This is a genomic window from Micromonospora sp. M42 (assembly GCF_000568915.1).
Classification (GTDB): Bacteria; Actinomycetota; Actinomycetes; order Mycobacteriales; family Micromonosporaceae; genus Micromonospora; species Micromonospora chalcea.
This window is the reverse complement of record NZ_KK037233.1, coordinates 1,616,796-1,642,333: the sequence shown is the minus strand read 5'-3', so window position 1 is coordinate 1,642,333 and position 25,538 is coordinate 1,616,796. Positions and strand designations below refer to the sequence as shown.

Genomic DNA, 25,538 nt, shown 5'->3' with positions numbered 1-25,538 from the left:
TGAGGACGATGACCGGAACGCCCGAGGACCTCGCCGAGATCCGTGCCTCCGTGGCCGAGGTGCTCGACGGGCAGGCCGACCTGCGCCGAACCCACGAGGTCATGGTCGGGGAGCGGGGCTACGACCCGCTGCTGCACGAGTTGCTCACGGCCGAGCTGGGCCTGCTCGGCCTCGTCGTACCGGAGCACCTCGGCGGCCTCGGCCTGGACGTGCCCGCCGCGACCGCCGTCATCGAGGAGCTCGGGGCCCGGCTCGTGCCGGGCGCGCTCGCGACGAGCCTCACCGCGATCCTCGCCGCCCGCGCCCTCGGCCCGAGCGCCGAGCCCCTGCTGGCACGCGTCGTGGACGAGCAGCTGACCCTGGCCGTCGCGCTCGCCGAGGACGGCGCGGGCTGGGATCTCGGGCAGACCGCCACCCGGGCCACCGGCGCCGGGGACGAGTGGGCGCTGACCGGGACGAAGACCCTCGTCCCCGGGGCCGAAGCCGCCCGGGTCGTTCTCGTCACCGCCCGCAACGAGGGCGGTGAGCTCGGCGTCTACGCGGTGGACCGGGCCGCCGACGGGGTGGACGTGCGGACGCACATGACGCTCGACCAGACCCGGCGGCTGAGCACCGTGCACCTGCGCGAGGCCGCCGCCACCCGGGTCGACGCCCCCGGCGGCGACGGTGCCCGGGTGCTGCTGGACCACGTACGCGCGATGCTCGCGCTGGAGTCGGCGGCCGCCGCCCGCGCCTGCCTCGACCTCACCGTCGACTACCTCAAGGTGCGGGAGCAGTTCGGCCGCCCGATCGGGTCGTTCCAGGCCCTCAAGCACCGCTGCGCCGACCTCGCCGTCGCGGTCGCCGGGGCGCGGGCCACCGCCGACCACCTCGTCACGACGTTGCGCACCGGGGCCGCCACCCGCTCGCACGACGCGGCGCTGGCCAAGCTCGTGTGCGCCGACACGCTGATGACCGTCGCGGCCGAGGCGATCCAGTTGCACGGCGGCATCGGGTTCACCTTCGAGCACCACGCACACCTGTTCTTCAAGCGCGGCAAGTCGGCCCAGCTGCTGGCCGGCTCTGCGGCGGCGGTCCGCGCCGAGGTGGTGGCGCTCGCCGGCCTCTGAGCGAGGCGCCGAACTCCACGGCAGGCAGGAGCGGAGGGGCCGCACCGAACCGGTGCGGCCCCTCCGCCGTACATGCCCCGCGCGCTCAGCCGAGCGGACCGGCGCCGGGCGGCTGGGCGGCCAGGTGCCGCGACGGGATCTCCCCACCACCGTCGACGACGATCTCCGTGCCGGTGACGTAGGCGGACAGCGGCGAGACGAGCAACAGGCAGGCCGCGGCGATGTCGGCCGGGGTGGCCATCCGCCGCATGGGGATGGTCCGCGCCACGCGGTCCTGCCCCGCCTCGTCGCCGTAGTAGAGATGCGACAGCTCGGTCTGCACGAGACCCACAGTCACCTGGTTGACCCGTACGGCGGGCGCGAAGTCGAGTCCGAGGCACCGGGTCAGCATCGTCAGGCCCGCCTTGGCCGCGGCGTACGCGGCGGTGTCCGGGGCCGGGTTGGCTCCGGCGACCGAGCCGATGTTGATGATCGTCCCGCTGCCCTGACGCTGCATGACCTCGTTGGCCTGCTGGGCGACGTAGAATGGGGCGAGCAGGTTGAGCGTGACGACCGCCGAGACGAAGCGGGGGGACACCGTCGCGGTGTCGGCGCTCGGTGCGCCACCGGCGTTGTTGACCAGGATGTCGAGCCGGCCGAACCGGTCCACCGCCGCGGCGACGAGGGCCTTGGCCTGCTCCGGGTCGCGTACGTCCGACTGGACGAAGACGGGCGTGCGTCCGTCGATCCCGGGCAGTTCCTCGGGCTCGCTGCGGCCGCACACGATCACCCGCGCCCCGGCCCGGAGGAAGGCGCGGGTGATCTCGGCGCCGATGCCACGGGTGCCTCCGGTGACGACGGCGACCTGGCCGGTCAGGTCGACGCCGCCGGGCGTCGCGGGGGAGTGGGTCATCAGAGCCTCTCGATGATCGTGACGTTGGCCTGGCCGCCGCCCTCGCACATCACCTGCAGGCCGTAGCGGCCGCCGGTGCGTTCGAGCTCGTGCAGGAGGGTGGTCATCAGCCGGGCGCCGGTGGCGCCGAGCGGGTGGCCCAGGGCGATCGCGCCGCCGTTGACGTTGACCCGCTCCGGGTCGGCCCCCGTCTCCTGGAGCCAGGCGAGCACGACCGAGGCGAACGCCTCGTTGATCTCGAACAGGTCGATGTCGTCGATCGACATTCCGGTGCGTTCGAGCGCGTGGGCGGTGGCGGGGATCGGGGCGGTGAGCATCAGCACCGGGTCGTCGGCGCGTACCGACAGGTGGTGGATCCGGGCGCGCGGGGTCACGCCGTGCTCGGCCACGGCCTGCTCGCTCATGACGAGCAGGGCCGCCGCGCCGTCGCAGATCTGGCTCGCCACGGCGGCGGTGACCCGGCCTCCGGGGGTCAGCGGGTCGAGGGCGGCCATCTTCTCCAGGCTCGTGTCGGCGCGCGGGCAGGTGTCGGTGTCGACGTCGCCGACGGCGCGGATCTCGCGGCTGAAGCGGCCCTCGGCGATGGCCCGCAGGGCCCGCTCGTGGCTACGCAGGGCGAAGCGCTCCATGTCCTCCCGGCTGACGCCCCACTTCTCGGCGATCATCTCGGCCGAGCGGAACTGCGAGATCTGCTCGTCGCCGTAGCGCTCGCGCCAGCCGATCGACCCGGAGAAGGGGTCGTCGAAGCCGTACTGCTGGCCGGTGAGCATCGCGGCCGAGATGGGGATGGCACTCATGTTCTGCACGCCCCCGGCGACGACGACGTCGTTGACTCCGGCCATGACGGCCTGGGCCGCGAAGTGCACCGCCTGCTGGCTCGAGCCGCACTGCCGGTCCACTGTGACGCCGGGTACGTGCTGCGGGAGGCCGGCGGCGAGCCAGGCGGTGCGGGCGATGTCACCGGCCTGTGGGCCGATGGTGTCGACGCAGCCGAACACGACGTCCTCGACGGCGCCGGGGTCGATCCCCGAGGAACTCATGAGGCTGGTGAGCGCGGCGGCTCCCAGATCGGCGGAGTGGATCTTGGCGAGCGCGCCGCCGCGTCGCGTGACGGGGGTGCGGACGGCGTCCACGATGTATGCCTCTGCCACCGGGTTCCCTTCCTTCAGATGCCTCACCGGTCGGTGCCGCCGGCGTCGCTGCCGCTAGTCTAGCAAGCGCTTGGTTGGTAGTCTGTGCTTCGTTTCCGACAAGTGACCGGCTCCGCGTGAGGAGATGTGCGTGAGTGACGTGTTGACCACGATCCCCGCCCTGCTGCGGCAGGCCGCGCAGGACGCCGCCGAGCTGGAGGCCCTCGTCGACGGGGACGTGCGGATGACCTTCGCCGAGCTCGACGCGGCCGTCAACCGGTTCGCGCGGGCCGCTGTCGCGCACGGTCTCGAGCCGGGGGACCGCGTCGTCGTCTGGGCCCCGAACAGCGCCGACTGGGTCGTCAGCGCCCTCGGCGTGCTGGCTGCGGGCGGCGTGCTGTGCCCCGTCAACACCCGCTTCCGTGGTGCGGAGGCACGGTCCGTCATCGCCAAGGTCCGGGCCACGATGGTCGTCCTGGACGACGCCTTCCTGGACACCCACTACCTGGCCGCGCTGCGCGGCGACGGGCCGTCACCGGCGGTCGGCCGCCCCGTGCCACTGTTGCCCTCGGTGCGTACCGTCGTCGACCTGTCCGCCACCGGCCGCGAGCAGACCGATCACGGCGTGTGGTCCCTGGCGGGCTTCACCGCGCTGGCCGACCAGGTCGACCCCGGAGTCGTGGACGAACGGATCGCCGCCCTCGCCCCGGAGGACGTGTCCGACATCCTGTTCACCTCCGGCACCACCGGCTACCCCAAGGGCGCGATGGTCTCGCACGCCTCGAACCTTCGCGTCGACCGGGAGTGGGCCCGACTCGTCGGGCTGCGGCGAGGCGACCGCTATCTCATGGTCAACCCGTTCTTCCACAGCTTCGGCTGGCGGGCCGGCATCCTGGCCTGCCTCCTCACACGCGCCACGATCATCCCGGTCGCCGTGTTCGCCGTCGAGACCGTGCTGCGTCTCATCGAGCAGGAACGGGTCACGGTCTTCCCCGGCGCGCCCACCGTCTACACGTCCCTGCTCGAACACCCCGACCTCGGCAGGTACGACCTCAGCTCGGTACGCCTGGCCGTCACCGGCGCCACGATCGTGCCGGTGCCGCTGCTGCGCCGGATGCGCGAGGAACTCGGCTTCCGCGACGTCATCACCGCCTACGGTCTGACCGAGACGTGCGGCACCGCTACCGTGTGCCCGCCCGACGCCGGCCTCGAACGGATCTCGACCAGCTGCGGGCGGGCGATCCCGGGCACCGAGTTGCGGATCGCCGGTCTCGACGGACAGCCGCTGCCGGCCGGCGAGTCGGGCGAGATCCTCGTGCGCGGCTACAACGTGATGGCGGGCTACTTCGAGGACCCGGACGCCACGGCGCAGGCCATCGACGAGGACGGCTGGCTGCACACCGGTGACGTCGGCTGGGTCGACGAGGACGGCTACCTGCGCATCACCGACCGGATCAAGGACGTCTACATGGTCGGGGGCTTCAACGTCTACCCCGCCGAGGTCGAGCGGGTGCTGTCCGAACATCCCGCCGTCTTCGACGTCGCGGTCGTCGGGGTCCCCGACGCGCGGATGGGCGAGGTCGGCAGCGCCTTCGTGCAGACCGTTCCCGCCTGGACCGGTGACGAGTCGGCGCTCGCCGACGAGCTCGAGGCGTGGTGCCGGGAGCGGCTGGCCAACTTCAAGCGTCCGCGCAGCTTCACCGTCGTTGCGGCGCTGCCACGAACCGCGAGCGGAAAGATCCAGAAGTTCAAGCTCACCGGGTGAGCCCGGCGTTGCGCTTCGTGCGGGCGCACCGGCCCCGGTGCCCTGCTCGCCGGCAGGCCCGACGCCCCGACCAGACCTGACACCGACGGCACCGCCGTCACGGGCGCCAGCCCGAGAACCGGAGGACACCAATGCAGGACGCAGTCATCGTCGCCGCGGCGCGCTCGCCGATCGGCCGGGCCTTCAAGGGGTCGTTGGCCTCGATGCGGGCCGACGACCTGGCCACCCAGATGGTCCAGGCGGCCCTGGCCCAGGTGCCGGCGCTCGACCCGACCCAGATCGACGACCTCATGCTCGGCTGCGCGCAGCCGGCCGGCGAGCAGGGCTGGGGCCTCGCGCGCGTCGTCGCTGTCGAACTCGGGCTCGACCGGGTTCCCGGGACGACGGTGCAGCGGTACTGCGCGTCGAGCCTGCAGACGACCCGGATGGCGCTGCACGCCATCCGCTCCGGTGAGGCGGACGTGCTCGTCTCCGCCGGGGTCGAGGCCGTCTCGCGCTTCGCCGCCGGCAAGTCCGACGGCATGCCGGACACGAAGAACCCGATCTTCGCCGCGGCGGGGGAGCGCACCGCCGCCCGCGGACGGGGTGGCGCCGGCCCGTGGACCGACCCGCGCGACGCGAATGAACTGCCCGACGTCTACATCGCGATGGGCGAGACCGCGGAGAACGTCGCGAGCCACCGTGGTGTGAGCCGCGCCGAGCAGGACGAGTGGGCCGCCACGAGCCAGCAGCGGGCCCAGGCCGCGATCGAGTCGGGCTTCTTCGCCACCGACATCACGCCGGTGACCCTCGCCGACGGCACCGTCGTGGCCACCGACGACAGCCCTCGCGCCGGAGTGACGGCCGAGTCGCTGTCCGGCCTCAAACCGGCCTTCCGGCCCGACGGTACGGTGACCGCGGGCAACTGCTGCCCGCTCAACGACGGCGCGGCCGCCCTCATCATCATGTCCAGCCGCAAGGCCGCCGAACTCGGCGTCACGCCGCTGGCCCGGATCCTGTCCACCGGTGTCTCGGCGATCTCGCCGGAGATCATGGGTCTCGGCCCGGTCGAGGCGTCGAGGCGGGCCCTCGCGCTTGCCGGGCTCTCGATGGCCGACATCGATCTCGTCGAGCTCAACGAGGCGTTCGCCGCTCAGGTCGTTCCCTCCATCTCGGACCTCAAGGCCAACCCCGAGCAGGTCAACGTGCACGGCGGCGCGATCGCCCTGGGCCACCCGTTCGGTCAGACCGGAGCGCGGATGACGACGACGCTCATCAACGGGCTGCGGGCGCGGGACGGCCAGTTCGGCCTCGAGACCATGTGCACGGCCGGTGGCCAGGGCATGGCGATGGTCATCGAGCGGCTCTCCTAGGCGGGTGTGTCGACGTCCCCGGTCGAACCGGGGACGTCGACAGCCGGTTCATGCCACCCACGCCGAGTGGGTACGGCCGGGCGCGGATCAGTGCCGGGGCAGCGCCGCGGCGAGGGCCGCCGCCCGGCCGGCGACGGCGGCCGCCTGCTCGGCGAACGAGGCCGCGGTGCGGTCGCCGCCGCTCATCGCGCCCTGCGTGACCCTGGTGTACACGCCCTCGAGGATGCACGCGGTCTTCCACCAGTTGTAGGCGACGAAGTAGTCGATCCGCCCCGGGTCGGTGCCGGTGGCGAGGCAGTACCGGGAGAGCAGTTCGTCCCGGGTCGAGAAGCCGGGCCGGACCGTGGCCGGGTCGTGCAGCGCGCGGGCCGTGTCGCCGGCCTGCGCCCAGTAGACGAGCAACTGGCCGACGTCGGCCAGCGGGTCGCCGACGGTGGTGAGTTCCCAGTCGAGTACGCCCTGGACCCGCCACCGGGAGTCGAGCATGCAGTTGTCCAGGCGGAAGTCGCCGTGCACGATCCCCGAGCGGGACTGCCCGGGCGCCGCGGCCACCAGGTGCTCGTGCGCGGTCTGCAGGTCGGGCAGGTCGCGGATCCTGCTCCGCCGCCAGTTCTCGTGCCAGCGTCCGAGTTGCCGGGGGAGGTAGTCACGGCGGCGGGCCAGGCCGCCCAGTCCGATGACCTCCGGGGCGAGTCGGTGCAGGGCCACGAGAGCGTCGACGAGCGTGGGGCCGATGAGCGCGCGGTCGGCCTCGGTGGTGAGCCGCTCGACGTCGGCGGGGCTGCGCAGGATCACGCCGTCGAGGTGCTCGAGTACGACGAGGGGCGCGCCGGCCACCTCGCCCGTCTCCTCGACCGCGAGCACCCGGGGCACCGGGAGGTGGCCGTGCAGCCCGCGCAGGATTCGCGCCTCGCGCAGGACGTCGTGCGCGGTGGCCGGGTGGTTTCCGAGCGGTGGACGGCGCAGCACGACGACGTGGCCGGCCGCGTCGGTGGTCCGGTAGGTCAGGTTGGAGCGCCCTCCGGCGATGACCTCGTGCCGGAGGTTGCCCTGCAGCTCGGGCACCGCGCGGCCGAGCCAGGCGTCGACGCCCGCCGGGAGCCCGGCGTGCCGGGTGGGCTCGATCGGGGCCGGACCTGTCCGGGCGTGACCTGCTGCCGTCATGGGGGCGCCTCCTCTTCCGGGCATCACCCTAGCAAGCGCTTGGTTTGTCCGCGCTCAGTCGCGGGCGAGAATGCCGTCGAGGAACACCGAGACGAAGTCGTCGGCGAAGTTCGCCATGGAGTACGACGGGGTCGGCTTGAACCAGCGGACCGAGAGCCACAGCGCGTCGCGCAGCATGCCGTGCAGCACGCGTACCGGGATGTCGTTGCGGAAGTCGCCAGTGGCGATACCGGCCTCGAGCACCTGGATCCAGGCCCGCTGGATCGTGGCGGCCGCCTCGCGGATGTGCTCGTAGCCCTCGATCTTGGGCAGGTAGCCGCTCGAGTTCTGGTAGATCTCGGTCGCGTGCGGGTGGGCCTCGATGTTGGCCAGCGAACTGGTGACGAGCTTGCGCAACTGGGTCGCCGGCTTCTCCTCGGACGCCAGGACTTCGCCGTAGCGGTAGGTCAGGTCGGTCAGGTAGTCCGAGATGATCGCGTTGACCATCTCGTCCTTGGACTTGAAGTGGTGGTACAGGCTGCCGGAGAGGATCCCGACCGAATCGGCGATCTCGCGGACGGTCGTGGCATCGATTCCTTTGGCTGCGAAAAGGTGGGCGGCGTTGTCGAGGATGACCGAGCGTCGGTCCTGGGTCGTCGACATATGGGTGCTCCCGGTTCCTCGAGCAATGTGTTGGTCAAGCGCTTGCTTTATATCACTTCGATGCCTTCAGCATGATAAAGCCAGCCTCCCTTGACCGGGGTGCTCGCAATGCCTAGGGTGGCGGCCAACCAAGCGCTCGTTCGGTGCCCGGAGCTCGCTGCGGATCCCGATCAGCCGAGAGGGGCTGCCCGATGCCCGACCCGATTCCCGCCGTCCCGTCCGGGCGTCCGCCCGCCGCCCGGCCCGACCGGGCAGCCGGCCTGCTCGCCGGCCGTGTCGTCCTCGTCACCGGCGCCGCCGGCGGGCTGGGGGCGGCGTACGCGCGCGGCATCGCCGCGGCCGGAGGCCACGTGGTCGCGGTCGACGTCGACGCGGACGGACTCGAACGGCTCAGCGGGCAGATCGCTGCGGCGGACGGCCGGGGCTCGATCCGGGTCGCCGACGTCGCGGACTGGGCGAGCGCGCACGACGTCGTGCGTGACTGCCTCGCCGAGCACGGCAGGCTCGACGGCCTCGTCAACAACGCCGGCGTCTTCGCCATGGCCCGCGCCGGCGCCGAGTCCGAGGCCACTGTGCGCCGGATGCTCGAGGTCAACGTGCTCGGCGCCGTCGCCTGGGGCGACGCCGCCATCGCGGCGATGCGCGCCCAGGGGCGCGGGGTCCTGGTCAACGTCACCTCGGGCGAGCAGATGGGCCGTGCCGAGACGGCCGTGTACGGGGCGACGAAGGCCGCGATCGCCACGCTCACCTACGCCTGGGCGGCCGAACTCGCCGACGTCGGGATCCGCGTCAACGCGATCTCCCCGAACGCCCAGACCCGGATGGCCGAGGTGCTCGAACGGTTCCGCGGCGTACCGAGCGGGCAGAACGCGGGCATCGCGCCCGAGGCCAACGTGCCGCTGCTGCTCTACCTGCTCTCCGACCTCAGCGCCGAACTGACCGGCCAGGTGCTGCGCTCCTACGGTCCCGAACTCATGCTGACGACCCACCCGGCGCTCGCCGAGCCCGTGCTGCGGGACACGGCGTGGACCCCGGAGCGCATCGCCGAGGCCGTCACAGCGCGGCTGCGACCGCACCTGGCGCCCCTCGGGGTACGCCGGGCGCGCATCGTCTACCTCGACTGACCCGACGTCCGAGGCCGACCCGACGTCCGAGAGCGACCCGACGTCCGACCCTCCGGACGACCGCCGAGCCGACAGGAGCCCGATGTCCGCCACGACCAACCCGGTCTGCGTCAGCGGCATGGCCGCGATGTCCTGGGCCCTGCCCGAGGAGATCGCGATGTACCGGCGTACCGGTGCCGACCTCGTCGGCCTGCAGCGCAGCAAGGTCGCCTCCTTCGGCGTGGCCGCTCTCGGTGACCTGCTCGCCCGGCACGACGTACGGCTCGGCTACCTCGTGCACAGCTTCACCGCCCACCCGGACGACGAGCCGGGCTGGGCGCAGCAGGTCGCGGCGTTGCGGCAGGGCGTCGTGGACGCCGGCCGGCTCGGGGCCGACCTCGTCTACCTCACCTCGGGCCCGTCGGCTCACCTGACGTGGGAGGAGGCGGCCGGCCGGTTCGCCGAGCGGATCGCTCCGGTCGTGGCCACCGCCCGCGAACACGGGGTACGCCTCGCTGTGGAGAACACGCTGCCGGTCAAGTGCGACCTCAGCTTCACCCACACCGCGCGCGACGCCGTCGCCCTGGCCGACCTCTGCGGCATCGGCATCTGCCTCGACCTCTACTGCTGCTGGCAGGAGCGGGGCCTGACGGAGCTGATCCGCGACCGGGTCGGCCAGGTCGAGATTCTGCAGGTGTCCGACTTCCGGGTCGGCACCTCGACCTTCCCGAACCGGTGGGTGCCCGGGGACGGCGACCTGCCGATGGCCGGTCTGCTGGCGAGCGTGCTGCGGGCCGGCTACACCGGCGTCGTCGACGTCGAGTTGCTCGGCCCGGCCGTCGAGGCCGAGGGCGCCGAGCCGGCGCTGACCCGTTCGGTCGCGTGGACGCGTGCGCAGATCGCGGCGGCGCGTCCCTGAGCGCTCAGGGCGCGTCCGCCCATCGCGGCGCGCGTTTGGCGACGAACGCGGCCGCGCCCTCGGCCGCGTCCGGGCCGGCGAGCAGTTCGAGGGTCGTGAGCCGGTTGACCGCGGCGAGATCGCCCACGCGGGGGTCCAGGCTCAGGTGCATGAGCCGTTTGGTCGCCCGCACCGCGGCGGGGGAGTGGGTCGCGATCCGGGCGCCCAGCTGCAACGCGCGCGGCAGGACCTCGTCGGCCGGGACCACGGCGTTGACCAGCCCCAGCTCGTGGGCCCGGGCCGCGGCAAGCGGTTCGGCGGTCAGTCCGAGTTCCAGCGCCACGGCGACCGGCAGGCGACGCGGCAGGTCGGTGCCGCCCTCGGTGGCGGCGATGCCGCGCCCCACCTCGGGCAGCGCGAAGTAGGCGTGCTCGGCCGCGACGACGAGGTCGCAGGCGAGGGCGAGTTCGAAGCCGCCGCCGACGGCGGGCCCGTTGACCGCGGCGATGACCGGCTTGCGGTAGCCGCCGCGCAGCAGCGTCAGCGGGCTGCGGGCCACGTCGACCAGGCGTCCCTCGGCCGCGGCGCGCAGGTCCATCCCCGCGCTGAAGGACAACTCGCCGGTGCCGGTCAGCACGATCGCGCGTACGCCCGGGTCCGCGTCGTACCGGAGCAGGGCGTCGGTCATCGCCAGGAGGGTGTCGGGATCGAGGGCGTTGCGCACCTGCGGCCGATTGATCCTGACGACTCCCACCGCGTCGACGCGCTCGCGCACCACGGTGTCCATCTTCCGCCCTCCTTGGCCACAGGGTCTTGACCCTTCCCCTGGGGCTGTTAGTGTACCAACCAAGCGCTTGCTACATGGCGACCCGGCCGTGGATGCCCGGCACGCGACTCGCCCTTCGCGCTGCTCACCACCGCTCGGGCAGTGCTCCGACAGACGCAACGATGAGGGACACATGGCCGACAAGACTCTGACCGCCCGCGACGTCGTGTCGCGGCTCGAATCCGGGATGACCATCGGCATCGGGGGCTGGGGCTCACGGCGCAAGCCCATGGCCCTCGTGCGCGAGATCCTGCGTTCCGACCTCAAGGACCTGACCGTGGTCAGCTACGGCGGGCCGGACGTCGGGCTGCTCTGCGCCGCCGGCAAGGTCAGGAAGGTCGTCTTCGGTTTCGTCTCCCTCGACAGCATCGCCCTCGACCCGCACTTCCGCGCCGCGCGGCAGAACGGCGCCGTCGAGATCGCCGAGTACGACGAGGGCATGCTCCAGTGGGGGCTGTACGCCGCCGGCATCCGCCTGCCCTTCCTGCCGACCCGCGCCGGGCTCGGGTCGGACGTCCTGAAGCACAACCCCGACCTCAAGCTCGTCCAGGACCCGTACGGCACCGAGCGGCTCGTGGCGATGCCGCCGCTGCGCCTCGACGCGGCCCTCGTGCACATGAACCGCGCCGACGCCCAGGGCAACGGCCAGTTCCTCGGGCCCGACCCGTACTTCGACGACCTCTACTGCCTCGCCGCCGACCAGGCCTTCATGTCCTGCGAGCGGATCGTGCCCACGGCTGAGCTGAGCGCCGCCGGGCACTCGGCGACCATCAAGATCAATCGCCAGCTCGTCGCCGGTGTCGTCGAGACCCCGAACGGCGCGCACTTCACCTCCTGCGCCCCCGACTACGAGCGCGACGAGGCCTTCCAGCGCGAGTACGTCAAGGCCGCCGGCGACCCGCAGGCCTGGGCCAAGTTCGAGCAGCGGTACCTGTCCGGTACCGAAGATGACTACCAGGCGGCCGTCGCCGCCCGAGCCGAGGAGGTCGCATGAGCAGCGCCGCCACCGAGTCCGTGGACCAGCCCACGGGCAGCGCCACCACCGCCGACGCGCCGGTGACCCGCGCCGAGTACTGCGCGGTCGCCGTGGCGGACACGTTCGCCGGCGACGGTGAGTCCATCGCCAGCGCCTTCGGCACGATCCCGGCCATCGGCGTCCGCCTCGCCCGGCTCACCGTCGCCCCCGACCTGCTGCTCACCGACGGCGAGGCCCACTTCGTCTCCGGCTCCTGGGAGATCGGCGCGGACCCGCACGCCACCGAGGGCGTCGTCATCGAGGGCTGGAGCCCGTTCCGCACCATCTTCGACCTCGTCTGGCACGGCAAGCGGCACGTCATGATGATCCCGGTCCAGATCGACGGACACGGCAACACCAACATCTCGGCCATCGGCGACTACACCCGGCCCAAGGTCCAACTGCTCGGCGTACGCGGCGCCCCCGGCAACAGCATCTACCACCCGACCAGCTACTGGGTGCCCAACCACTCCACGCGCAGCTTCGTCCGGACCGTCGACATGATCTCCGGCGTCGGCACCGACAGCGCCCGGGCCGCCGGCCCGGCCGCGATCGCGCACCACGAGCTGCGGCGCGTCGTCACCAACCTCGCGGTCCTCGACTTCGGTGGCCCCGACGGCACGATGCGGCTGCTCAGCCTGCACCCCGGCGTCACGCTCGACGAGTTCCACGCCGCCACCGGCTGTGCCGTGCACGTCGAGGGCGAGGTCCCGGCCACCCGCGAGCCGAGCGCCGAGGAGCTGCGCCTCATCCGCGAGGTCATCGACCCCCGCTCGCTGCGCGACCGCGAGATCCCGGCATGAGTCAGGGCCGCGGGATGCACCCGACGCTGCGTACCCGGGCGACCGACCTGTTCGGGGTGCGGTACCCGATCGTCCAGACCGGCATGGGCTACGTCTCCGACGTGCGCCTGACCACCGCGACGGCCAACGCCGGTGGACTGGGCATCCTCGCGGCCGGCCTGCTCTCCTACGACGAGCTCGTGGAGGCCGTCGAGCAGATCCAGGCCGGCACGGACGCGCCGTTCGGCGTCAACATCCGTGCCGACCAGCCGGACGTCGTCAAGCGCATCGACCTGCTCATCTCGGCCGGCGTCAAGGTCGCGTCCTTCGCGCTGGCCCCCAAGCAGGAACTCATCGCCAGGTGCAAGGACGCCGGCCTCGTCGTCGTACCGTCGATCGGCGCGCGCCGCCACGCCGAGAAGGTCGCCGCGTGGGGCGCCGACGCCGTCATCGTGCAGGGTGGTGAGGGCGGCGGCCACACCGGCGGGGTGCCCACCAGCCTGCTGCTGCCCCAGGTCGTCGACGCCGTCGACATCCCGGTCATCGGGGCCGGCGGCTTCTTCGACGGCCGTGGCCTCGTCGCCGCGCTCGCCTACGGCGCCGAGGGCGTCGCCATGGGCACCCGCTTCCTGCTCACCAGCGACTCGCCGGTCCAGCCGTCGGTGAAGGACGTCTACCTGTCCAAGACGGTCAACGACACCGTGCTGACCCTGCAGGTCGACGGCGTGCCGCAGCGCGTGCTGCGCGCCGGCACGATCGACGAGCTGGAGCGCACCTCCGCCGCCGGCCGGCTGCTTCGGGCCGTACGCAACGCCTTCGCCTTCCAGAAGCTGTCCGGCACGCCGTGGGGCGACATGGTCCGCGAGGGCCTGGCCATGCGCAAGGCCCACGACCTGACGTGGAGCCAGGTCGTCATGGCGGCAAACGCTCCGATGCTCTACCGGTCGGCCCTGCTGGAGGGCAGGACCGACCTCGGCGTCATGGCCACCGGCCAGGTCGTCGGACTGATCGACGACGTCCCGAGCGTCGCCGAGCTCATCGACCGCATCATCGACGAGGCCACCCGGACCCTCGACCGGCTCGGCGTGCCCGCGCCGGTCGCGTCGACCCCGGCCGGGCACAAGGAGGAGTAGTCATGGGAGCACTGCAGGGACGCGTCGTCGTCGTCACCGGTGCCGGCCGCGGCCTCGGCCGTGAGCACGCCCTGCTCGCCGCCGCCGAAGGCGCCTCGGTCGTCGTCGCCGACACCGGCGCCGCCGCCGACGGCACCGGCAGCGACCCCTCTGTCGTCGAGGCCGTCGCCGCCGAGATCACGAACGCCGGCGGGCGGGCCGTGGCCAGCACCGCGGACGTCGCCACCACCGAGGGCGCCCGCGAGCTGCTCGCGCTCGCCCGCGACACCTACGGACGCGTCGACGGCCTCGTCAACAACGCCGGCATCCTGCGGGACCGGATGTTCGTCAACATGAGCGAGGACGACTGGGACGCGGTCATCCGTGGCCAGCTCCGCGCGACGTTCGCGCCGTGCCGGGTGTTCGCCGACCACTGGCGCACCGAGTCCAAGGCCGGCAACCAGCCGGTCGCCTCGATCGTCAACGTCTCGTCGACCTCGGGCATCATCGGCGCCGTCGGGCAGACGAACTACGGCGCGGGCAAGGCCGGCATCGCCGCCCTCACCGTCATCCTCGCCCAGGAGATCAGCCGCTACGGCGTACGCGTCAACGCGATCGTCCCGGTCGCGCGTACCCGGATGACCCAGGACCTGCCCGGCGTCGGCGAGATGGTCGCCGCCCCGGCCGACCCCGCCGTGTTCGACGTCTACCACCCGGGCAACGTCTCCCCGCTCGTCGCCTGGATGCTCACCGCCGACGTGCCGGTGACCGGCGAGGTGTACTACGCCAAGGGCGGCGAGATCCGCCGCTGCGCGCCGTGGAGTTACGACTGGACGATCGACAAGGGTGCCCGCTGGACCGTCGAGGAGATCGCGAAGGAGATGGCCGCCCGTGTCTGACACCGGTCACACCGACGTCGCCGACTGGGCCGGCCCGGCCCACGGGCTGCTCTCCGGGCGTTCGGTGCTCGTCACCGCCGCGGCCGGCACCGGCATCGGCTTCGCCACGGCGCGCCGCGCCGCGGAGGAAGGCGCGCAGTGTCGCCGTCAGCGACCGCCATGAGCGCCGTCTCGCCGCGTCGGCCGACGAGATCGAGCGCCTCACCGGGACCCGGCCGCTCGCGGTGCCCTGCGACGTCACCGACCAGGCCCAGCTCGACCACCTCATGGACACCGTCGCCGCCGAGTTCGGCGGCATCGACGTGCTCGTCAACAACGCCGGCCTCGGCGGCACCGCGGCGGTGCAGGACATGACCGACGAACAGTGGGACTCCGTCCTGTCGGTGACCCTGACCTCGACGTTCAAGGCGACCCGGTCGGTGCTGCGGCACATGATCCCGGCCGGCAGGGGGGTCATCGTCAACAACGCCTCCGTCATCGGCTGGCGCGCCCAGAAGGGGCAGGCGCACTACGCCGCGGCCAAGGCCGGAGTCATGGCGCTGACCCGCTGCGCGGCCCTCGACGTCGCCGAGCACGGCATCCGGGTCAACGCGGTGTCCCCGAGCATCGCGATGCACGCCCATCTGGCCAAGGTGACCAGCGACGAGCTGCTCGCCCAGCTCTCGGCCCAGGAGGCGTTCGGCCGGGCCGCGACGCCGTGGGAGATCGCCAACGTGATCGTCTTCCTCGCCAGTGACTACTCGTCGTACATGACCGGCGAGGTCGTGTCCGTCTCGAGCCAGCACCCGTGACCACCCGCTGCGCACCGGCGACCGTGTCGGCTCGCAGCGGACCAACGAAAGGAGCACGTCGTGGCCAACCCCGACGCGCAGGGCGTGACCGGCGCCCCCTTCCGGCTCGACGTCGAACGCGGCAAGATCCGCGAGTTCGCGCTGGCCACCGGAGCGGCTGACGCGGACTACCTGCGGGAGGAGAACCCGGTCGTGCAGCCGACGTTCCTCACCACGACGTTCTTCTGGCAGGGCGAGGACTCCAACCCGTGGTCCGCGGTCGAGCTCGACCAGCAGCGCGGCCTGCACGCCGAGCAGCAGTACACCTTCTTCGGCGAGCCGCCCCGCGCCGGCACCCGGCTCACCTGCCAGTCGCGCATCGGCGAGATCTACACCAAGGTGGGGCGTCGCGGCGGGGAGATGACGTTCGCCGTGATGTACACCGACTTCCACGACGAGACCGGGCGTCTCGTCGCCCGCGCCAAGCTCACCGGTGTCGAGACGGCCCGCCCGCCGGTCACCGGGGACGGAGCGTCCGCATGAGCGACACGACGGCCACCGCCGGGCCCCGTACGACCGAGGTCGCCCTGCCCGTCCCGGCGACCCCTCCGGCGCGCACGTACGGCCCGGTGACCCGCACCGACTTCGTCCGCTACCAGGGTGCCTCGGGCGACATGAACCCGATCCACCACGACGAGGTCTTCGCCAAGGCGGCCGGGTTCCCGAGCCCTTTCTCGGTGGGCATGTGGCAGGCCAGCCTGCTCGGCACCTACGCCACCGACTGGCTCGGCGGCCCCAACGTGCGCGACTTCCGCATCCGGTTCCTGGCCCAGGTGTGGCCCGGCGACGTCCTCACCCTCGACGGCGTTCCGCTGCGCACCTACGTGCTCGAAAGCGAGGACGGCCGTGAGGGCCGCGTCGACGTCGAGCTGACCTGCCGGCGGCAGAGCGGCGACAAGGCCGTCACCGCGTGGGCGACATTCGTCCTGCCCCTCGACGTCGCCGTCGAGGCCGGCGAGCGGCCCGAGACCACCGAGGAGCAGGGATGAACCCCACGAGCCACCCGTCGGTGACGACGACCGTGCACGCCGACGGGATCGCCGAGATCGTCGTGGACAACCCGCCGGTCAACGCGCTGCCGGTGGCCGGCTGGTTCGCGCTCGCCGCCGCCCTCGACGCCGCCGGCGCCGACGAGTCGGTGCGGGTCGTGCTGCTGCGCGCCGAGGGCCGCGGCTTCAACGCCGGCGTCGACATCAAGGAGATGCAGCACACCGACGGCTTCACCGCGCTGCTCGGCGCCAACCGCGGCTGCTACGCCGCGTTCAAGGCCGTCTACGAGTGCCCCGTCCCGGTCGTCACCGCCGTCCACGGCTTCTGCCTCGGTGGCGGCATCGGCCTGGTCGGCAACTCCGACGTCATCGTCGCCTCCGACGACGCCACCTTCGGCCTGCCCGAGGTGGACCGCGGCGCCCTCGGCGCGGCCACCCACCTGTCCCGGATGGTGCCCCAGCACCGGATGCGCGCCATGGTCTACACCTCGGCCACCGCCACCGCCCAGGAGCTGCACGCGTACGGCTCGGTGCACAGCGTCGTACCCCGGGAACGGTTGCGCGCGACGGCGCTCGCCGTCGCGACCAGCATCGCCGAGAAGGACCCCACGGTGATCCGCGCCGCCAAGGCCTCGCTCAACGGCATCGACCTGTGGGACGTCAACCGCAGCTATCGCTTCGAGCAGGGCTTCACCTTCGAGCTCAACCTCACCGGGGTCGCCGACCGGATCCGCGACGAGTTCGCCGGCACCGACAAGGCGGCGCGCCCGGGCAGCGAGGGCTGAGCCGTGCGGTCGATGGTGGTGCGCGAGCTCGGCGGTCCCGAGGTGCTCACGGTCACCGACGGGCCGCAGCCGCAGCCCGGACCGGGGCAGGTGCTCGTCGACGTCGCCGGCGCCGGGGTGAACTTTCCCGACGGCCTCATCGTCGCCGGCACCTACCAGACCAAGCCGGAACTGCCGTTCGTGCCCGGCTGCGAGGTCGCCGGCACGGTCGCGGCGCTCGGCGACGGGGTGACCGGCCCACCCGTCGGCACCCGCGTCGTCGGCTTCTGCGGCATCGGCGGCTACGCCACCCAGGTGCTCGTCGACGCGCGCATGGTCCACCCGTTGCCCGACGGCGTCGACCTCGTCGAGGCGAGCACGATCCCCGTGGTCTACGGCACGTCCTACCACGGCCTCGTCGACCGGGCCCGCCTCGCCGCCGGCGAGACGCTGCTCGTGCTCGGCGCCTCCGGCGGCGTCGGCCTCACCGCCGTGCAGATCGGCAAGGCCCTCGGCGCGACGGTGATCGCGGCCGCGTCGAGCGAGGACAAGCGTGAGCTGTGCCTGACGCACGGCGCCGACCACGCCATCGGCTACGACGACCTGACCGCGACGGTGCGCGCGCTGACCGGCGACGCCGGCGCCGACGTCGTCTACGACCCCGTCGGTGGCGACGCCGCCACCGCGGCGCTGCGCGCCCTCGCGTGGGCCGGGAGGTTCCTCACCGTCGGCTACGCGGCGGGCACGATCCCGCAGGTCAAGCTGAACCGGCTGCTGCTCACCGAGGGCGCGGTGCTGGGGGTCCTCTGGGGCGCCTGGGCAAGGCGCGACCCGGCGGCGAACGCCGCCAACATGACGACGGTGCTGGAGTGGATCGCCGCCGGCCGGCTGAGGCCGCACGTCAGCCAGGTCTTCCCGCTGGAGGAGGCCGCCCGCGCGCTCGGCACGGTGCTGAACCGTGGCGCTCGCGGCAAGATCGCCCTCCGCACGAGCACAGGCAAGGAGTGACGGTGGCTGACGCGACCGACCTGACCCGGATGGACCTCGGCCCCGGCCCGCGCGCGAGCGAACTGCTCGCGACGTTGCGCACGTTCATGACCGAGCACGTCTACCCCGCCGAGAAGGTGTACGCCGCCCAGCTCGCCGCCGCGGCCCGCGAGAACGGCGGGGTGTCCCACGTCCTGCCGCCGGTCGTCGAGGAGCTGAAGGCGACGGCGCGCACGCTGGGGCTGTGGAACCTCTTCCTGCCCGACCTGTCCGGCCTCACCAACGTCGAGTACGCCTACCTGGCCGAGGAGACCGGACGCTCGCCCTACCTGGCCCCCGAGGCGATGAACTGTGCCGCGCCGGACACCGGCAACATGGAGCTGCTGCACATGTTCGGCACGCCCGAGCAGAAGCAGCGGTGGCTCACCCCGTTGCTCGACGGCACGATGCGCTCCGGCTTCTCGATGACCGAGCCGGACGTGGCCTCCTCCGACGCGCGCAACATCGCCACCTCGATCGTGCGTGACGGCGACGAGTACGTCATCAACGGACGCAAGTGGTGGACGACCGGCGCCGCGGACCCGCGCTGCGCCGTCCTCGTGCTGATGGGCAAGACGGACCCGGAGGCGGCCGTCTACCGGCAGCAGTCCATGATCCTCGTACCGGTCGACACCCCCGGGGTGACGATTCTGCGGTCGCTGCCGATCTTCGGTTACCACGACCAGCACGGCCACTGTGAGATCCGGTTCGACGACGTGCGGGTGCCGGTGACGAACCTGCTCGGCGCCGAGGGCGAGGGTTTCGCCATCGCCCAGGCCCGCCTCGGCCCGGGCCGCATCCACCACGCGATGCGCTGCGTCGGCATGGCCGAGCGGGGCCTCGAGCTGATGGTGCGCCGGACGACGGCCCGCGAGGCGTTCGGCGGCCCGATCTCCGACCAGGGCGTGGTGCGGAACTGGATCGCCGAGTCCCGCATGGAGATCGAGCAGGCGCGCCTGCTCGTGCTCAAGGCGGCGTGGCTCATCGACCAGGTCGGGATCCAGGGCGCCGCGACCGAGATCGCCGCGATCAAGGTCGTCGCGCCCCGGGTCGCCCGCAACGTGCTGGACCGTTCGATCCAGGCGCACGGCGGCGGCGGGGTCACCGACGACTTCCCGATCGCCCGGATGTGGGCGAGCGCCCGCATCCTCGGCATCGCCGACGGCCCGGACGAGGTGCACCTGCGCACGGTGGCGCGTACGCAACTACGCCGCTACCGCGACACGCCGGCGACGGTTTCCGCCGGGACGGGACGGGACTGAGATGGATCTGACCTGGTCGGCACAGGACGAGCAGTTCCGTGCGGAGGCCCGCGACTGGCTCGCCGCGAACGTGCCGCGGCAGCCGCTGCCCTCCGGGGACACCGCGGCGGGCTTCGCCGCCCACCTGGAGTGGGAGCGGGCACTGCACGCGGACCGGTGGTCGGTCGTGTCGTGGCCGCAGGAGTACGGCGGCCGCGAGGCCTCGATCTGGCAGTGGCTCATCTTCGAGGAGGAGTACTACCGGGCCGGCGCGCCGCAGCGGGTGACGCAGAACGGCATCTTCCTGCTGGCCCCGACGATCTTCGAGTTCGGCACCAAGCAGCAGCAGGACGAGCTGCTGCCGCGGATGGCGGCGGCGCAGGACCTGTGGGCCCAGGGCTGGTCCGAGCCGGGCGCGGGCAGCGACCTGGCCGGGATCACGTCCCGGGCGGTACGCGATGAGCAGGCCGGCGGGTGGCGCCTGAGCGGGCAGAAGACCTGGTCGACCCGGGGCGCGTTCTGCACCCACCTGTTCGGGCTGTTCCGTACCGACCCGCAGGCGCAGCGGCACCGCGGACTGACGTACTTCCTCGTGCCGCTGGACACCCCGGGCGTGACGGTGCGCGGGTTCGACCGGCTCGACGGTGACGAGGGCTTCGCCGACGTGTTCTTCGAGGACGCGTTCGTACCGGACTCGGCGGTCCTCGGCGGCGTCGACCAGGGCTGGTCGGTCGCGATGTCGACGACCGGCTCGGAGCGGGGACTGACGCTGCGCTCACCGGGGCGTTTCCTCAAGGCGGCAGCCGCGCTCGTGGCGCTCGCGGGCGAGCGGGGCGAGGCGGCGACCGACCTGCTCCGCGACCGGGTGGCGCGCTCGTGGATGCAGGCGCACGCCTACCAGCAGTTCACGCTGGCTCAGGTCACCGACATCGTCGAGGGTCGTCCGTCCGGCGCACGTTCGAGCCTCAACAAGGTCTTCTGGTCCGAGCTGGACATCGCGTTGCACGAGACGGCGCTGGAACTGCTCGGCCCGGACGCGCTCGTGGACGGCCCGTGGACCCGCGGCTACCAGTTCTCGCTGTCGGGCCCGATCTACGCGGGCACCAACGAGATCCAGCGCAACATCATCGCCGAGCGCCTGCTCGGCCTGCCGAGGAGGTGATCAGGCGTGCGTTTCGCTCCGAGTGACGAGCAGCGGGAGCTGGAGGCGGTCGTCCGTCAGGTGCTCACCGACCGGTGCCCGCCGCAGACGGTACGCGCCGGAGCCGGATCGGCGCAGGTGGCCGCACTGGCCGAGAGCCTGGCCGGTCTCGGCGTTGCGGGGCTGCTGGTGGCCGAGGACGACGGAGGGCTGGGCGTGGACGAGAACCACCTCGTGTCGGTCTTCGCGCAGATCGGGTACGCCGCCGCGCCGCTGCCGCTCACGGCGACCCTCGCGGTCGCCCCGGCGGTGCTCGCCGCGGGCGCTCCGGACCTGCTGGCGAAGCTCGTCGACGGGAGCCTCACGGTCGGCGTCGACCCTGCGGAGACCGGGCATGTCGCGTTCGGTTCCGGTGTCGACCTGGTGCTGCGTGGCGGCTTCGGTGGGACGGGGCGCATCGAGATTCTCGACGTGTCCGACGCGGCGGTCTCGACGTCGCCGTCGGTGGACGTCGCGCTGGACCTGACCGGGTACGCAGGCGCGCGGCTCGTGGCGGCGGTGGACGACCCGCAGGTGGTGCGGCTGGCCTGGGAGCGCGGGGTGCTGGCGACCTCGGCCGAGCTCATCGGGCTGTCCCGGCGGATGCTCGACCTCACTGTCGAGCACGTCCGCACCAGGGAGCAGTTCGGGGTGCCGATCGGCAGCTTCCAGGCGGTCAAGCACCACCTCGCCACGGCGCTGCTGCACCTGGAGTTCGCCGTACCGGTGGTGGCGACGGCCGGGTTCGAGCTGGCCGCGGGCCTTCCGGGCCGGCTGCGCGCCCTGGCGACGGCCAAGGCGCTGGCGTCCGAGGCGGCGCACGTCGTGGGCCGGGCCGCCCTGCAGTGCCACGGCGCGATCGGTTACACAACCGAGTACGACCTGCACCTGTTCCTCAAGCGGTCGTGGGCTCTGGAGTCGTCGTGGGGCAGCGCCGCCTGGCACCGGGCGGCTCTGCTGGACGACCTCGGTGTCGGCCTGACCGGCGTGCGCCCCGCGTCCTGACCGCCGGCCCCGCACGACGTACACCCGACCCGTGAGAAGGAGATCCAGATGAGCGAGACCAGCGGCGTGGACCCGCAGGCGGCGGCGGAGGTCGTCCGGTACGAGACGCGGGGGCCGGTGGCCGTCGTGACGATGAACCGGCCGGAGTACCGCAACGCGCAGAACTCGGCGATGACCTACGCGCTCGACGACGCGTTCTACCGCGCGGCCGCGGACGACGAGGTGAAGGTCATCGTCCTGGCGGGCGCGGGGAAGCACTTCTCGGCCGGCCACGACATCGGTACGCCGGGCCGGGACATCGACTCGTCGTTCGACCGGCGGGCCGGACTGTGGTGGGACCATGTGGGCAAGGCCGGGGCCGACAGCCGGTTCGCCCGGGAGTCCGAGGTGTACCTCGGGATGTGCCGTCGCTGGCGTGAGCTGCCCAAGCCGATGATCGCGATGGTGCAGGGAGCGTGCATCGCCGGGGGCCTCATGCTCGCCTGGTCGTGCGACCTGATCGTCGCCTCGGACGACGCGTTCTTCGCCGATCCGGTCGTCCGCATGGGGATCCCCGGCGTCGAGTACTTCGCCCACCCGTGGGTGATGGGTCCGCGCTTCGCCAAGGAGTTCCTCTTCACCGGCGACCGGATGCCGGCGGCGCGCGCCGCCGAGCTGGGCATGGTCAACCGGGTGGTCGCCAGAGACGAGCTCGAGGCGGAGGTCATGGGGCTCGCCGCACGGATCGCGCAGATGCCGCGTCTGGGTCTCGCGCTGACCAAGAAGGCGGTCAACCAGGCCGAGGACCTCATGGGCCTGCGGGACGGAATGGATTCGGTGTTCGGGCTGCACCACGTTGCGCACGCGCACAATGCCGAGGTGGGCAGTGACTCCCTCGGTGGCCAGGACGCCCGGAGCATGCGTGACGCCGCGAGACAGGAAGGGTGATCGAAGCGATGAATATCGTCGTACTCGTCAAGCAGGTGCCTGATTCGGGCGCGGACCGCAGCCTGCGTTCTGACGACAACACCGTCGACCGCGGTTCGGCGAACAACGTGATCAATGAGATGGACGAGTACGCCATCGAAGAGGCGTTGAAGATCAAGGAAGCGCATGGTGGTGAGGTCACCATCCTGACGATGGGTCCGGACCGGGCGACCGAGTCGATCCGTAAGGCGCTGTCGATGGGCCCGGACAAGGCCGTGCATGTGGTGGACGACGCCCTGCACGGTTCCTGCGCGGTGGCCACCTCGAAGGTCCTCGCCGCGGCGCTCGGGCAGTTGGGCGCCGATCTGGTTCTGTGCGGTGCGGAGTCGACCGACGGCCGGGTGCAGGTGATGCCGCACATGATCGCCGAGCGGCTGGGTGTGGCCGCGCTGACCGGCGCGCGGAAGCTGACCGTGGACGGGTCGGCCCTGACGGTGGAGCGGCAGACCGAGGAGGGCTACGAGGTGGTGACCGCCTCGACCCCGGCTGTGGTCTCCGTCTGGGACACGATCAACGAGCCGCGGTACCCGTCGTTCAAGGGCATCATGGCGGCCAAGAAGAAGCCGGTGCAGACGCTCTCCCTGGGCGACCTGGGCGTGGCCGCGGCCGAGGTGGGCTTCGACGGCGCCACCAGCGCGGTGGTGGAGCACTCCAAGCGCCCGCCGCGCTCCGGCGGCGAGAAGATCACCGACGAGGGCGACGGCGGCGTGAAGCTGGTCGAGTTCCTCGCCACCGAGAAGTTCGTGTGAGAGGTCACTGACATGTCTGAGGTTCTCGTCGTCGTCGAAGCCACCCGGGAGTTCGGCGTCAAGAAGGTCACCCTCGAGATGCTCACCCTCGCCCGCGAGCTGGGCACCCCGAGCGCCGTCGTCCTCGGTGGCGCCGGCGCCGCCGAGGCGCTGAGCGCCAAGCTCGGCGAGTACGGCGCGGAGAAGATCTACGCGGCCGAGGGTGAGGAGATCGACGGCTACCTGGTGGCCCCCAAGGCGACTGTGGTCGCCGACCTCGTCGCGCGGGTGCAGCCGGCGGCGGTGCTGCTGGCGTCGTCGCAGGAGGGCAAGGAGATCGCCGCCCGGCTGGCGGTGAAGCTGGACAACGGCATCCTGACCGACGCGGTCGGCCTGGCCGCCGACGGCACCGCCACCCAGGTGGCGTTCGCCGGCTCCACGATCGTCAAGGCGAAGGTCACCAAGGGCCTGCCGCTGGTCACCGTCCGGCCGAACTCGCTCAACCCGGTCCCGGCCGCCGCCACCCCGGCGGTGGAGCAGCTCACCGTGTCGGTCACCGACGCGGACAAGCTCGCCAAGGTCGTCGAGCGGGTCGCCGAGCAGAAGGGCTCCCGCCCCGAGCTGACCGAAGCGTCGGTCGTCGTGTCCGGCGGGCGGGGTGTCGGTAACGCGGACAACTTCAAGCTGGTCGAGGAGATCGCCGACCTGCTCGGCGGCGCGGTCGGCGCGTCCCGCGCGGCGGTCGACTCCGGCTACTACCCGCACCAGTTCCAGGTCGGCCAGACCGGCAAGACCGTCTCTCCGCAGCTGTATGTCGCCCTCGGTATCTCCGGGGCGATCCAGCACCGGGCCGGCATGCAGACCTCGAAGACCATCGTCGCGGTCAACAAGGACGCCGAAGCGCCGATCTTCGAACTCGCCGACTACGGCGTGGTCGGCGACCTGTTCAAGGTCGTCCCCCAGGCCGCCGAGGAGATCCGCAAGCGCAAGTGACACAGTCGTGTCGGTCATGCTCTGGATGGAGGACGGCGAATGGTGGGGGCAGCAGCGATGCGGGTCGAGCCCGATGACGTGACGTCGGACTGGACGCGTCCGGGCGTGTTCGAGGTGGCCGCAGGGGTGTACCGCATTCCGCTGCCGCTACCGCAGGACGGTCTGCGATCGGTGAACGTGTACGCCCTGGCCGGTGACGACGGCCTCGTGCTGGTCGACTCGGGCTGGGCCATCACGGCGGCCCGACAGGCATTGGACGCGGCCCTGGCTGCACTGGGCGCGGGCCTTGCGGACGTACGTCGGTTCCTCGTGACGCACGTGCACCGCGACCACTACGCGATGGCGGTGGCCGTACGGCGCGAGTTCGGCACCACGGTGAGCCTCGGCGAGGGCGAGGAACCCTCTATCCGCGAGCTGTCGACTCCGGGCCACCGGCCGATGTCCGAACACTGGCAGGCGCTGATGCGATGCGGTGCGGGCGAGATCGTCGAAGCGCTGCGCGCGCGGGCCGAGTCGGCGCGGCATGATCCGACGGACTGGGCGGCGCCGGACGACTGGTTGGCCGGGGGGACCGACGTCGTCCTGCCGACCAGGACGCTGCGGGTGGTGGCGACCCCTGGACACACCCGTGGGCACGTCGTCTTCCTCGATCGCGACGCGGAGCTGATGTTCACCGGCGACCACGTCCTTCCGCACATCACACCGTCCATCGGCTTCGAGGCGGCGGCCGCGGCGCTGCCACTCGGGGACTACCTGGATTCGTTGCGGTTGGTCCGGTCTCTGCCCGACCAGCGGATGCTGCCGGCGCACGGCCCGGTCGGCCCGAGTGTCCACGCGCGCGTCGACGAACTCCTGCACCATCACGCGAAGCGACTCGACCAGGCGTGCGAGGTCGTGCGTGACGCGACGACGGCTTACGAGGCGGCGGGTCAACTGACCTGGACCAGGCGGGAGCGTGCCTTCGCCGACCTGGACCTGTTCAACCAGATGCTCGCCGTCACCGAGACGGCCGCCCACCTCGACCTGCTGGTGGCGCAGGGGCGGCTGAAGGCTGCCGACGTCGACGGAGTGCGCCGCTACGCCCCGGCGTGACCACACGGGCTCTTCCGGTCGAAGCCGGCCGTGGC

At 72.2% G+C, this 25,538-nt stretch carries 25 protein-coding genes and 1 pseudogene; 21 read left to right on the top strand and 5 right to left on the bottom strand.

Annotated features, from left to right (window positions below; genetic code table 11):
* Positions 1 to 8: 8 nt before the first annotated feature.
* Positions 9 to 1,109, top strand: coding sequence for an acyl-CoA dehydrogenase family protein (locus MCBG_RS07300; RefSeq protein WP_043324826.1), 1,101 nt, complete (start codon positions 9 to 11; stop codon positions 1,107 to 1,109).
* Positions 1,110 to 1,194: 85 nt separating this feature from the next.
* Here MCBG_RS07300 and MCBG_RS07295 read toward each other — a convergent pair whose 3' ends face one another.
* Positions 1,195 to 2,001 (bottom strand): SDR family oxidoreductase, encoded by an 807-nt coding sequence (locus MCBG_RS07295; protein WP_043324825.1) that lies wholly within the window; start codon positions 1,999 to 2,001, stop codon positions 1,195 to 1,197.
* Complete coding sequence (locus MCBG_RS07290; RefSeq protein WP_043324824.1) at positions 2,001 to 3,152, bottom strand: acetyl-CoA C-acetyltransferase; 1,152 nt, start codon at positions 3,150 to 3,152, stop codon at positions 2,001 to 2,003. Before MCBG_RS07290 ends, MCBG_RS07295 begins: the two co-directional genes overlap by 1 nt.
* Positions 3,153 to 3,291: 139 nt before the next feature.
* On the opposite strand from MCBG_RS07290, the gene MCBG_RS07285 reads away from it, so the two are divergent.
* Positions 3,292 to 4,896, top strand: a complete 1,605-nt coding sequence (locus tag MCBG_RS07285) for a FadD3 family acyl-CoA ligase (RefSeq protein ID WP_223201424.1) — start codon at positions 3,292 to 3,294, stop codon at positions 4,894 to 4,896.
* A 131-nt stretch (positions 4,897 to 5,027) separates the two neighbouring features.
* Positions 5,028 to 6,248 (top strand): acetyl-CoA C-acetyltransferase, encoded by a 1,221-nt coding sequence (locus MCBG_RS07280; protein WP_043324822.1) that lies wholly within the window; start codon positions 5,028 to 5,030, stop codon positions 6,246 to 6,248.
* An 87-nt stretch (positions 6,249 to 6,335) separates the two neighbouring features.
* On the opposite strand, the gene MCBG_RS07275 is transcribed toward MCBG_RS07280, so the two are convergent.
* Both MCBG_RS07275 and MCBG_RS07270 read right to left on the bottom strand, forming a co-directional pair.
* The gene (locus tag MCBG_RS07275; protein ID WP_051611034.1) at positions 6,336 to 7,412 is read right to left on the bottom strand and encodes a phosphotransferase family protein; all 1,077 of its coding nucleotides are present in this window, start codon (positions 7,410 to 7,412) and stop codon (positions 6,336 to 6,338) included.
* A 54-nt stretch (positions 7,413 to 7,466) separates the two neighbouring features.
* A complete protein-coding gene (locus MCBG_RS07270; RefSeq protein ID WP_043324821.1) occupies positions 7,467 to 8,054 on the bottom strand; it encodes a TetR/AcrR family transcriptional regulator in 588 nt (195 codons plus the stop codon).
* Between the two features lie 191 nt (positions 8,055 to 8,245).
* On the opposite strand from MCBG_RS07270, the gene MCBG_RS07265 reads away from it, so the two are divergent.
* On the top strand, positions 8,246 to 9,178 hold the full coding sequence (locus MCBG_RS07265; protein WP_051611032.1) for an SDR family NAD(P)-dependent oxidoreductase: 933 nt from the start codon (positions 8,246 to 8,248) through the stop codon (positions 9,176 to 9,178).
* 82 nt (positions 9,179 to 9,260) lie between these two features.
* Entirely contained in the window at positions 9,261 to 10,076 is an 816-nt protein-coding gene (locus MCBG_RS07260; protein ID WP_051611030.1) for a sugar phosphate isomerase/epimerase family protein, read from the top strand.
* A 4-nt stretch (positions 10,077 to 10,080) separates the two neighbouring features.
* On the opposite strand, the gene MCBG_RS07255 is transcribed toward MCBG_RS07260, so the two are convergent.
* Positions 10,081 to 10,842 carry an enoyl-CoA hydratase/isomerase family protein gene (locus MCBG_RS07255; RefSeq protein ID WP_043324820.1) on the bottom strand — a complete coding sequence of 254 codons (762 nt, stop codon included), beginning with the start codon at positions 10,840 to 10,842 and terminating at the stop codon, positions 10,081 to 10,083.
* A gap of 172 nt (positions 10,843 to 11,014) precedes the next feature.
* On the opposite strand from MCBG_RS07255, the gene MCBG_RS07250 reads away from it, so the two are divergent.
* From MCBG_RS07250 to MCBG_RS07175, 16 genes and pseudogenes are all read left to right on the top strand, one after another.
* Complete coding sequence (locus MCBG_RS07250; RefSeq protein WP_043324819.1) at positions 11,015 to 11,875, top strand: CoA transferase subunit A; 861 nt, start codon at positions 11,015 to 11,017, stop codon at positions 11,873 to 11,875.
* Positions 11,872 to 12,699 (top strand): CoA-transferase subunit beta, encoded by an 828-nt coding sequence (locus MCBG_RS07245; protein ID WP_205797172.1) that lies wholly within the window; start codon positions 11,872 to 11,874, stop codon positions 12,697 to 12,699. The genes MCBG_RS07250 and MCBG_RS07245 overlap by 4 nt, the downstream gene beginning before the upstream one ends.
* Positions 12,700 to 12,713: 14 nt before the next feature.
* Positions 12,714 to 13,811: an NAD(P)H-dependent flavin oxidoreductase gene (locus MCBG_RS07240; RefSeq protein WP_051611028.1), complete on the top strand. Its 1,098-nt coding sequence runs from the start codon at positions 12,714 to 12,716 to the stop codon at positions 13,809 to 13,811.
* Between the two features lie 2 nt (positions 13,812 to 13,813).
* Positions 13,814 to 14,689 (top strand): SDR family NAD(P)-dependent oxidoreductase, encoded by an 876-nt coding sequence (locus tag MCBG_RS07235; RefSeq protein ID WP_043324818.1) that lies wholly within the window; start codon positions 13,814 to 13,816, stop codon positions 14,687 to 14,689.
* A pseudogene (locus MCBG_RS07230) lies at positions 14,686 to 15,480 on the top strand (SDR family oxidoreductase). The gene MCBG_RS07235 and the pseudogene MCBG_RS07230 overlap by 4 nt, the downstream one beginning before the upstream one ends.
* Before the next feature lie 60 nt (positions 15,481 to 15,540).
* A complete protein-coding gene (locus MCBG_RS07225) occupies positions 15,541 to 16,002 on the top strand; it encodes an FAS1-like dehydratase domain-containing protein (protein ID WP_043324817.1) in 462 nt (153 codons plus the stop codon).
* Positions 15,999 to 16,508: a MaoC/PaaZ C-terminal domain-containing protein gene (locus MCBG_RS07220; protein ID WP_043324816.1), complete on the top strand. Its 510-nt coding sequence runs from the start codon at positions 15,999 to 16,001 to the stop codon at positions 16,506 to 16,508. Before MCBG_RS07225 ends, MCBG_RS07220 begins: the two co-directional genes overlap by 4 nt.
* Positions 16,505 to 17,293 (top strand): enoyl-CoA hydratase family protein, encoded by a 789-nt coding sequence (locus tag MCBG_RS07215; RefSeq protein ID WP_043324815.1) that lies wholly within the window; start codon positions 16,505 to 16,507, stop codon positions 17,291 to 17,293. The genes MCBG_RS07220 and MCBG_RS07215 overlap by 4 nt, the downstream gene beginning before the upstream one ends.
* Before the next feature lie 12 nt (positions 17,294 to 17,305).
* A complete protein-coding gene (locus MCBG_RS07210) occupies positions 17,306 to 18,280 on the top strand; it encodes an NADPH:quinone oxidoreductase family protein (RefSeq protein WP_140946074.1) in 975 nt (324 codons plus the stop codon).
* Positions 18,281 to 18,309: 29 nt separating this feature from the next.
* The gene (locus MCBG_RS07205; protein WP_051611501.1) at positions 18,310 to 19,560 is read left to right on the top strand and encodes an acyl-CoA dehydrogenase family protein; all 1,251 of its coding nucleotides are present in this window, start codon (positions 18,310 to 18,312) and stop codon (positions 19,558 to 19,560) included.
* A 1-nt stretch (position 19,561) separates the two neighbouring features.
* Positions 19,562 to 20,701, top strand: a complete 1,140-nt coding sequence (locus MCBG_RS07200; RefSeq protein ID WP_043324813.1) for an acyl-CoA dehydrogenase family protein — start codon at positions 19,562 to 19,564, stop codon at positions 20,699 to 20,701.
* Between the two features lie 6 nt (positions 20,702 to 20,707).
* Entirely contained in the window at positions 20,708 to 21,724 is a 1,017-nt protein-coding gene (locus MCBG_RS07195; protein WP_051611026.1) for an acyl-CoA dehydrogenase, read from the top strand.
* A gap of 48 nt (positions 21,725 to 21,772) precedes the next feature.
* On the top strand, positions 21,773 to 22,651 hold the full coding sequence (locus MCBG_RS07190) for an enoyl-CoA hydratase (protein WP_051611025.1): 879 nt from the start codon (positions 21,773 to 21,775) through the stop codon (positions 22,649 to 22,651).
* An 8-nt stretch (positions 22,652 to 22,659) separates the two neighbouring features.
* Positions 22,660 to 23,439, top strand: coding sequence for an electron transfer flavoprotein subunit beta/FixA family protein (locus MCBG_RS07185; protein WP_043330273.1), 780 nt, complete (start codon positions 22,660 to 22,662; stop codon positions 23,437 to 23,439).
* Positions 23,440 to 23,451: 12 nt separating this feature from the next.
* Complete coding sequence (locus tag MCBG_RS07180) at positions 23,452 to 24,411, top strand: electron transfer flavoprotein subunit alpha/FixB family protein (RefSeq protein WP_043324811.1); 960 nt, start codon at positions 23,452 to 23,454, stop codon at positions 24,409 to 24,411.
* 39 nt (positions 24,412 to 24,450) lie between these two features.
* Complete coding sequence (locus MCBG_RS07175) at positions 24,451 to 25,503, top strand: MBL fold metallo-hydrolase (protein WP_198033281.1); 1,053 nt, start codon at positions 24,451 to 24,453, stop codon at positions 25,501 to 25,503.
* The last annotated feature ends 35 nt before the right edge of the window (positions 25,504 to 25,538 follow it).

Excerpts from the sequence above, each read along its gene's own strand:
- MCBG_RS07300 (WP_043324826.1), top strand. The coding sequence starts at position 9 with ATGACCGGAACGCCCGAGGACCTCGCCGAGATCCGTGCCTCCGTGGCC.
- MCBG_RS07295 (WP_043324825.1), bottom strand. The coding sequence starts at position 2,001 with ATGACCCACTCCCCCGCGACGCCCGGCGGCGTCGACCTGACCGGCCAG.
- MCBG_RS07280 (WP_043324822.1), top strand. The coding sequence starts at position 5,028 with ATGCAGGACGCAGTCATCGTCGCCGCGGCGCGCTCGCCGATCGGCCGG.
- MCBG_RS07275 (WP_051611034.1), bottom strand. The coding sequence starts at position 7,412 with ATGACGGCAGCAGGTCACGCCCGGACAGGTCCGGCCCCGATCGAGCCC.
- MCBG_RS07270 (WP_043324821.1), bottom strand. The coding sequence starts at position 8,054 with ATGTCGACGACCCAGGACCGACGCTCGGTCATCCTCGACAACGCCGCC.
- MCBG_RS07265 (WP_051611032.1), top strand. The coding sequence starts at position 8,246 with ATGCCCGACCCGATTCCCGCCGTCCCGTCCGGGCGTCCGCCCGCCGCC.
- MCBG_RS07260 (WP_051611030.1), top strand. The coding sequence starts at position 9,261 with ATGTCCGCCACGACCAACCCGGTCTGCGTCAGCGGCATGGCCGCGATG.
- MCBG_RS07255 (WP_043324820.1), bottom strand. The coding sequence starts at position 10,842 with ATGGACACCGTGGTGCGCGAGCGCGTCGACGCGGTGGGAGTCGTCAGG.
- MCBG_RS07250 (WP_043324819.1), top strand. The coding sequence starts at position 11,015 with ATGGCCGACAAGACTCTGACCGCCCGCGACGTCGTGTCGCGGCTCGAA.
- MCBG_RS07245 (WP_205797172.1), top strand. The coding sequence starts at position 11,872 with ATGAGCAGCGCCGCCACCGAGTCCGTGGACCAGCCCACGGGCAGCGCC.
- MCBG_RS07240 (WP_051611028.1), top strand. The coding sequence starts at position 12,714 with ATGCACCCGACGCTGCGTACCCGGGCGACCGACCTGTTCGGGGTGCGG.
- MCBG_RS07235 (WP_043324818.1), top strand. The coding sequence starts at position 13,814 with ATGGGAGCACTGCAGGGACGCGTCGTCGTCGTCACCGGTGCCGGCCGC.
- MCBG_RS07220 (WP_043324816.1), top strand. The coding sequence starts at position 15,999 with ATGAGCGACACGACGGCCACCGCCGGGCCCCGTACGACCGAGGTCGCC.
- MCBG_RS07215 (WP_043324815.1), top strand. The coding sequence starts at position 16,505 with ATGAACCCCACGAGCCACCCGTCGGTGACGACGACCGTGCACGCCGAC.
- MCBG_RS07210 (WP_140946074.1), top strand. The coding sequence starts at position 17,306 with ATGGTGGTGCGCGAGCTCGGCGGTCCCGAGGTGCTCACGGTCACCGAC.
- MCBG_RS07205 (WP_051611501.1), top strand. The coding sequence starts at position 18,310 with ATGGACCTCGGCCCCGGCCCGCGCGCGAGCGAACTGCTCGCGACGTTG.
- MCBG_RS07200 (WP_043324813.1), top strand. The coding sequence starts at position 19,562 with ATGGATCTGACCTGGTCGGCACAGGACGAGCAGTTCCGTGCGGAGGCC.
- MCBG_RS07190 (WP_051611025.1), top strand. The coding sequence starts at position 21,773 with ATGAGCGAGACCAGCGGCGTGGACCCGCAGGCGGCGGCGGAGGTCGTC.
- MCBG_RS07185 (WP_043330273.1), top strand. The coding sequence starts at position 22,660 with ATGAATATCGTCGTACTCGTCAAGCAGGTGCCTGATTCGGGCGCGGAC.
- MCBG_RS07180 (WP_043324811.1), top strand. The coding sequence starts at position 23,452 with ATGTCTGAGGTTCTCGTCGTCGTCGAAGCCACCCGGGAGTTCGGCGTC.
- MCBG_RS07175 (WP_198033281.1), top strand. The coding sequence starts at position 24,451 with ATGGTGGGGGCAGCAGCGATGCGGGTCGAGCCCGATGACGTGACGTCG.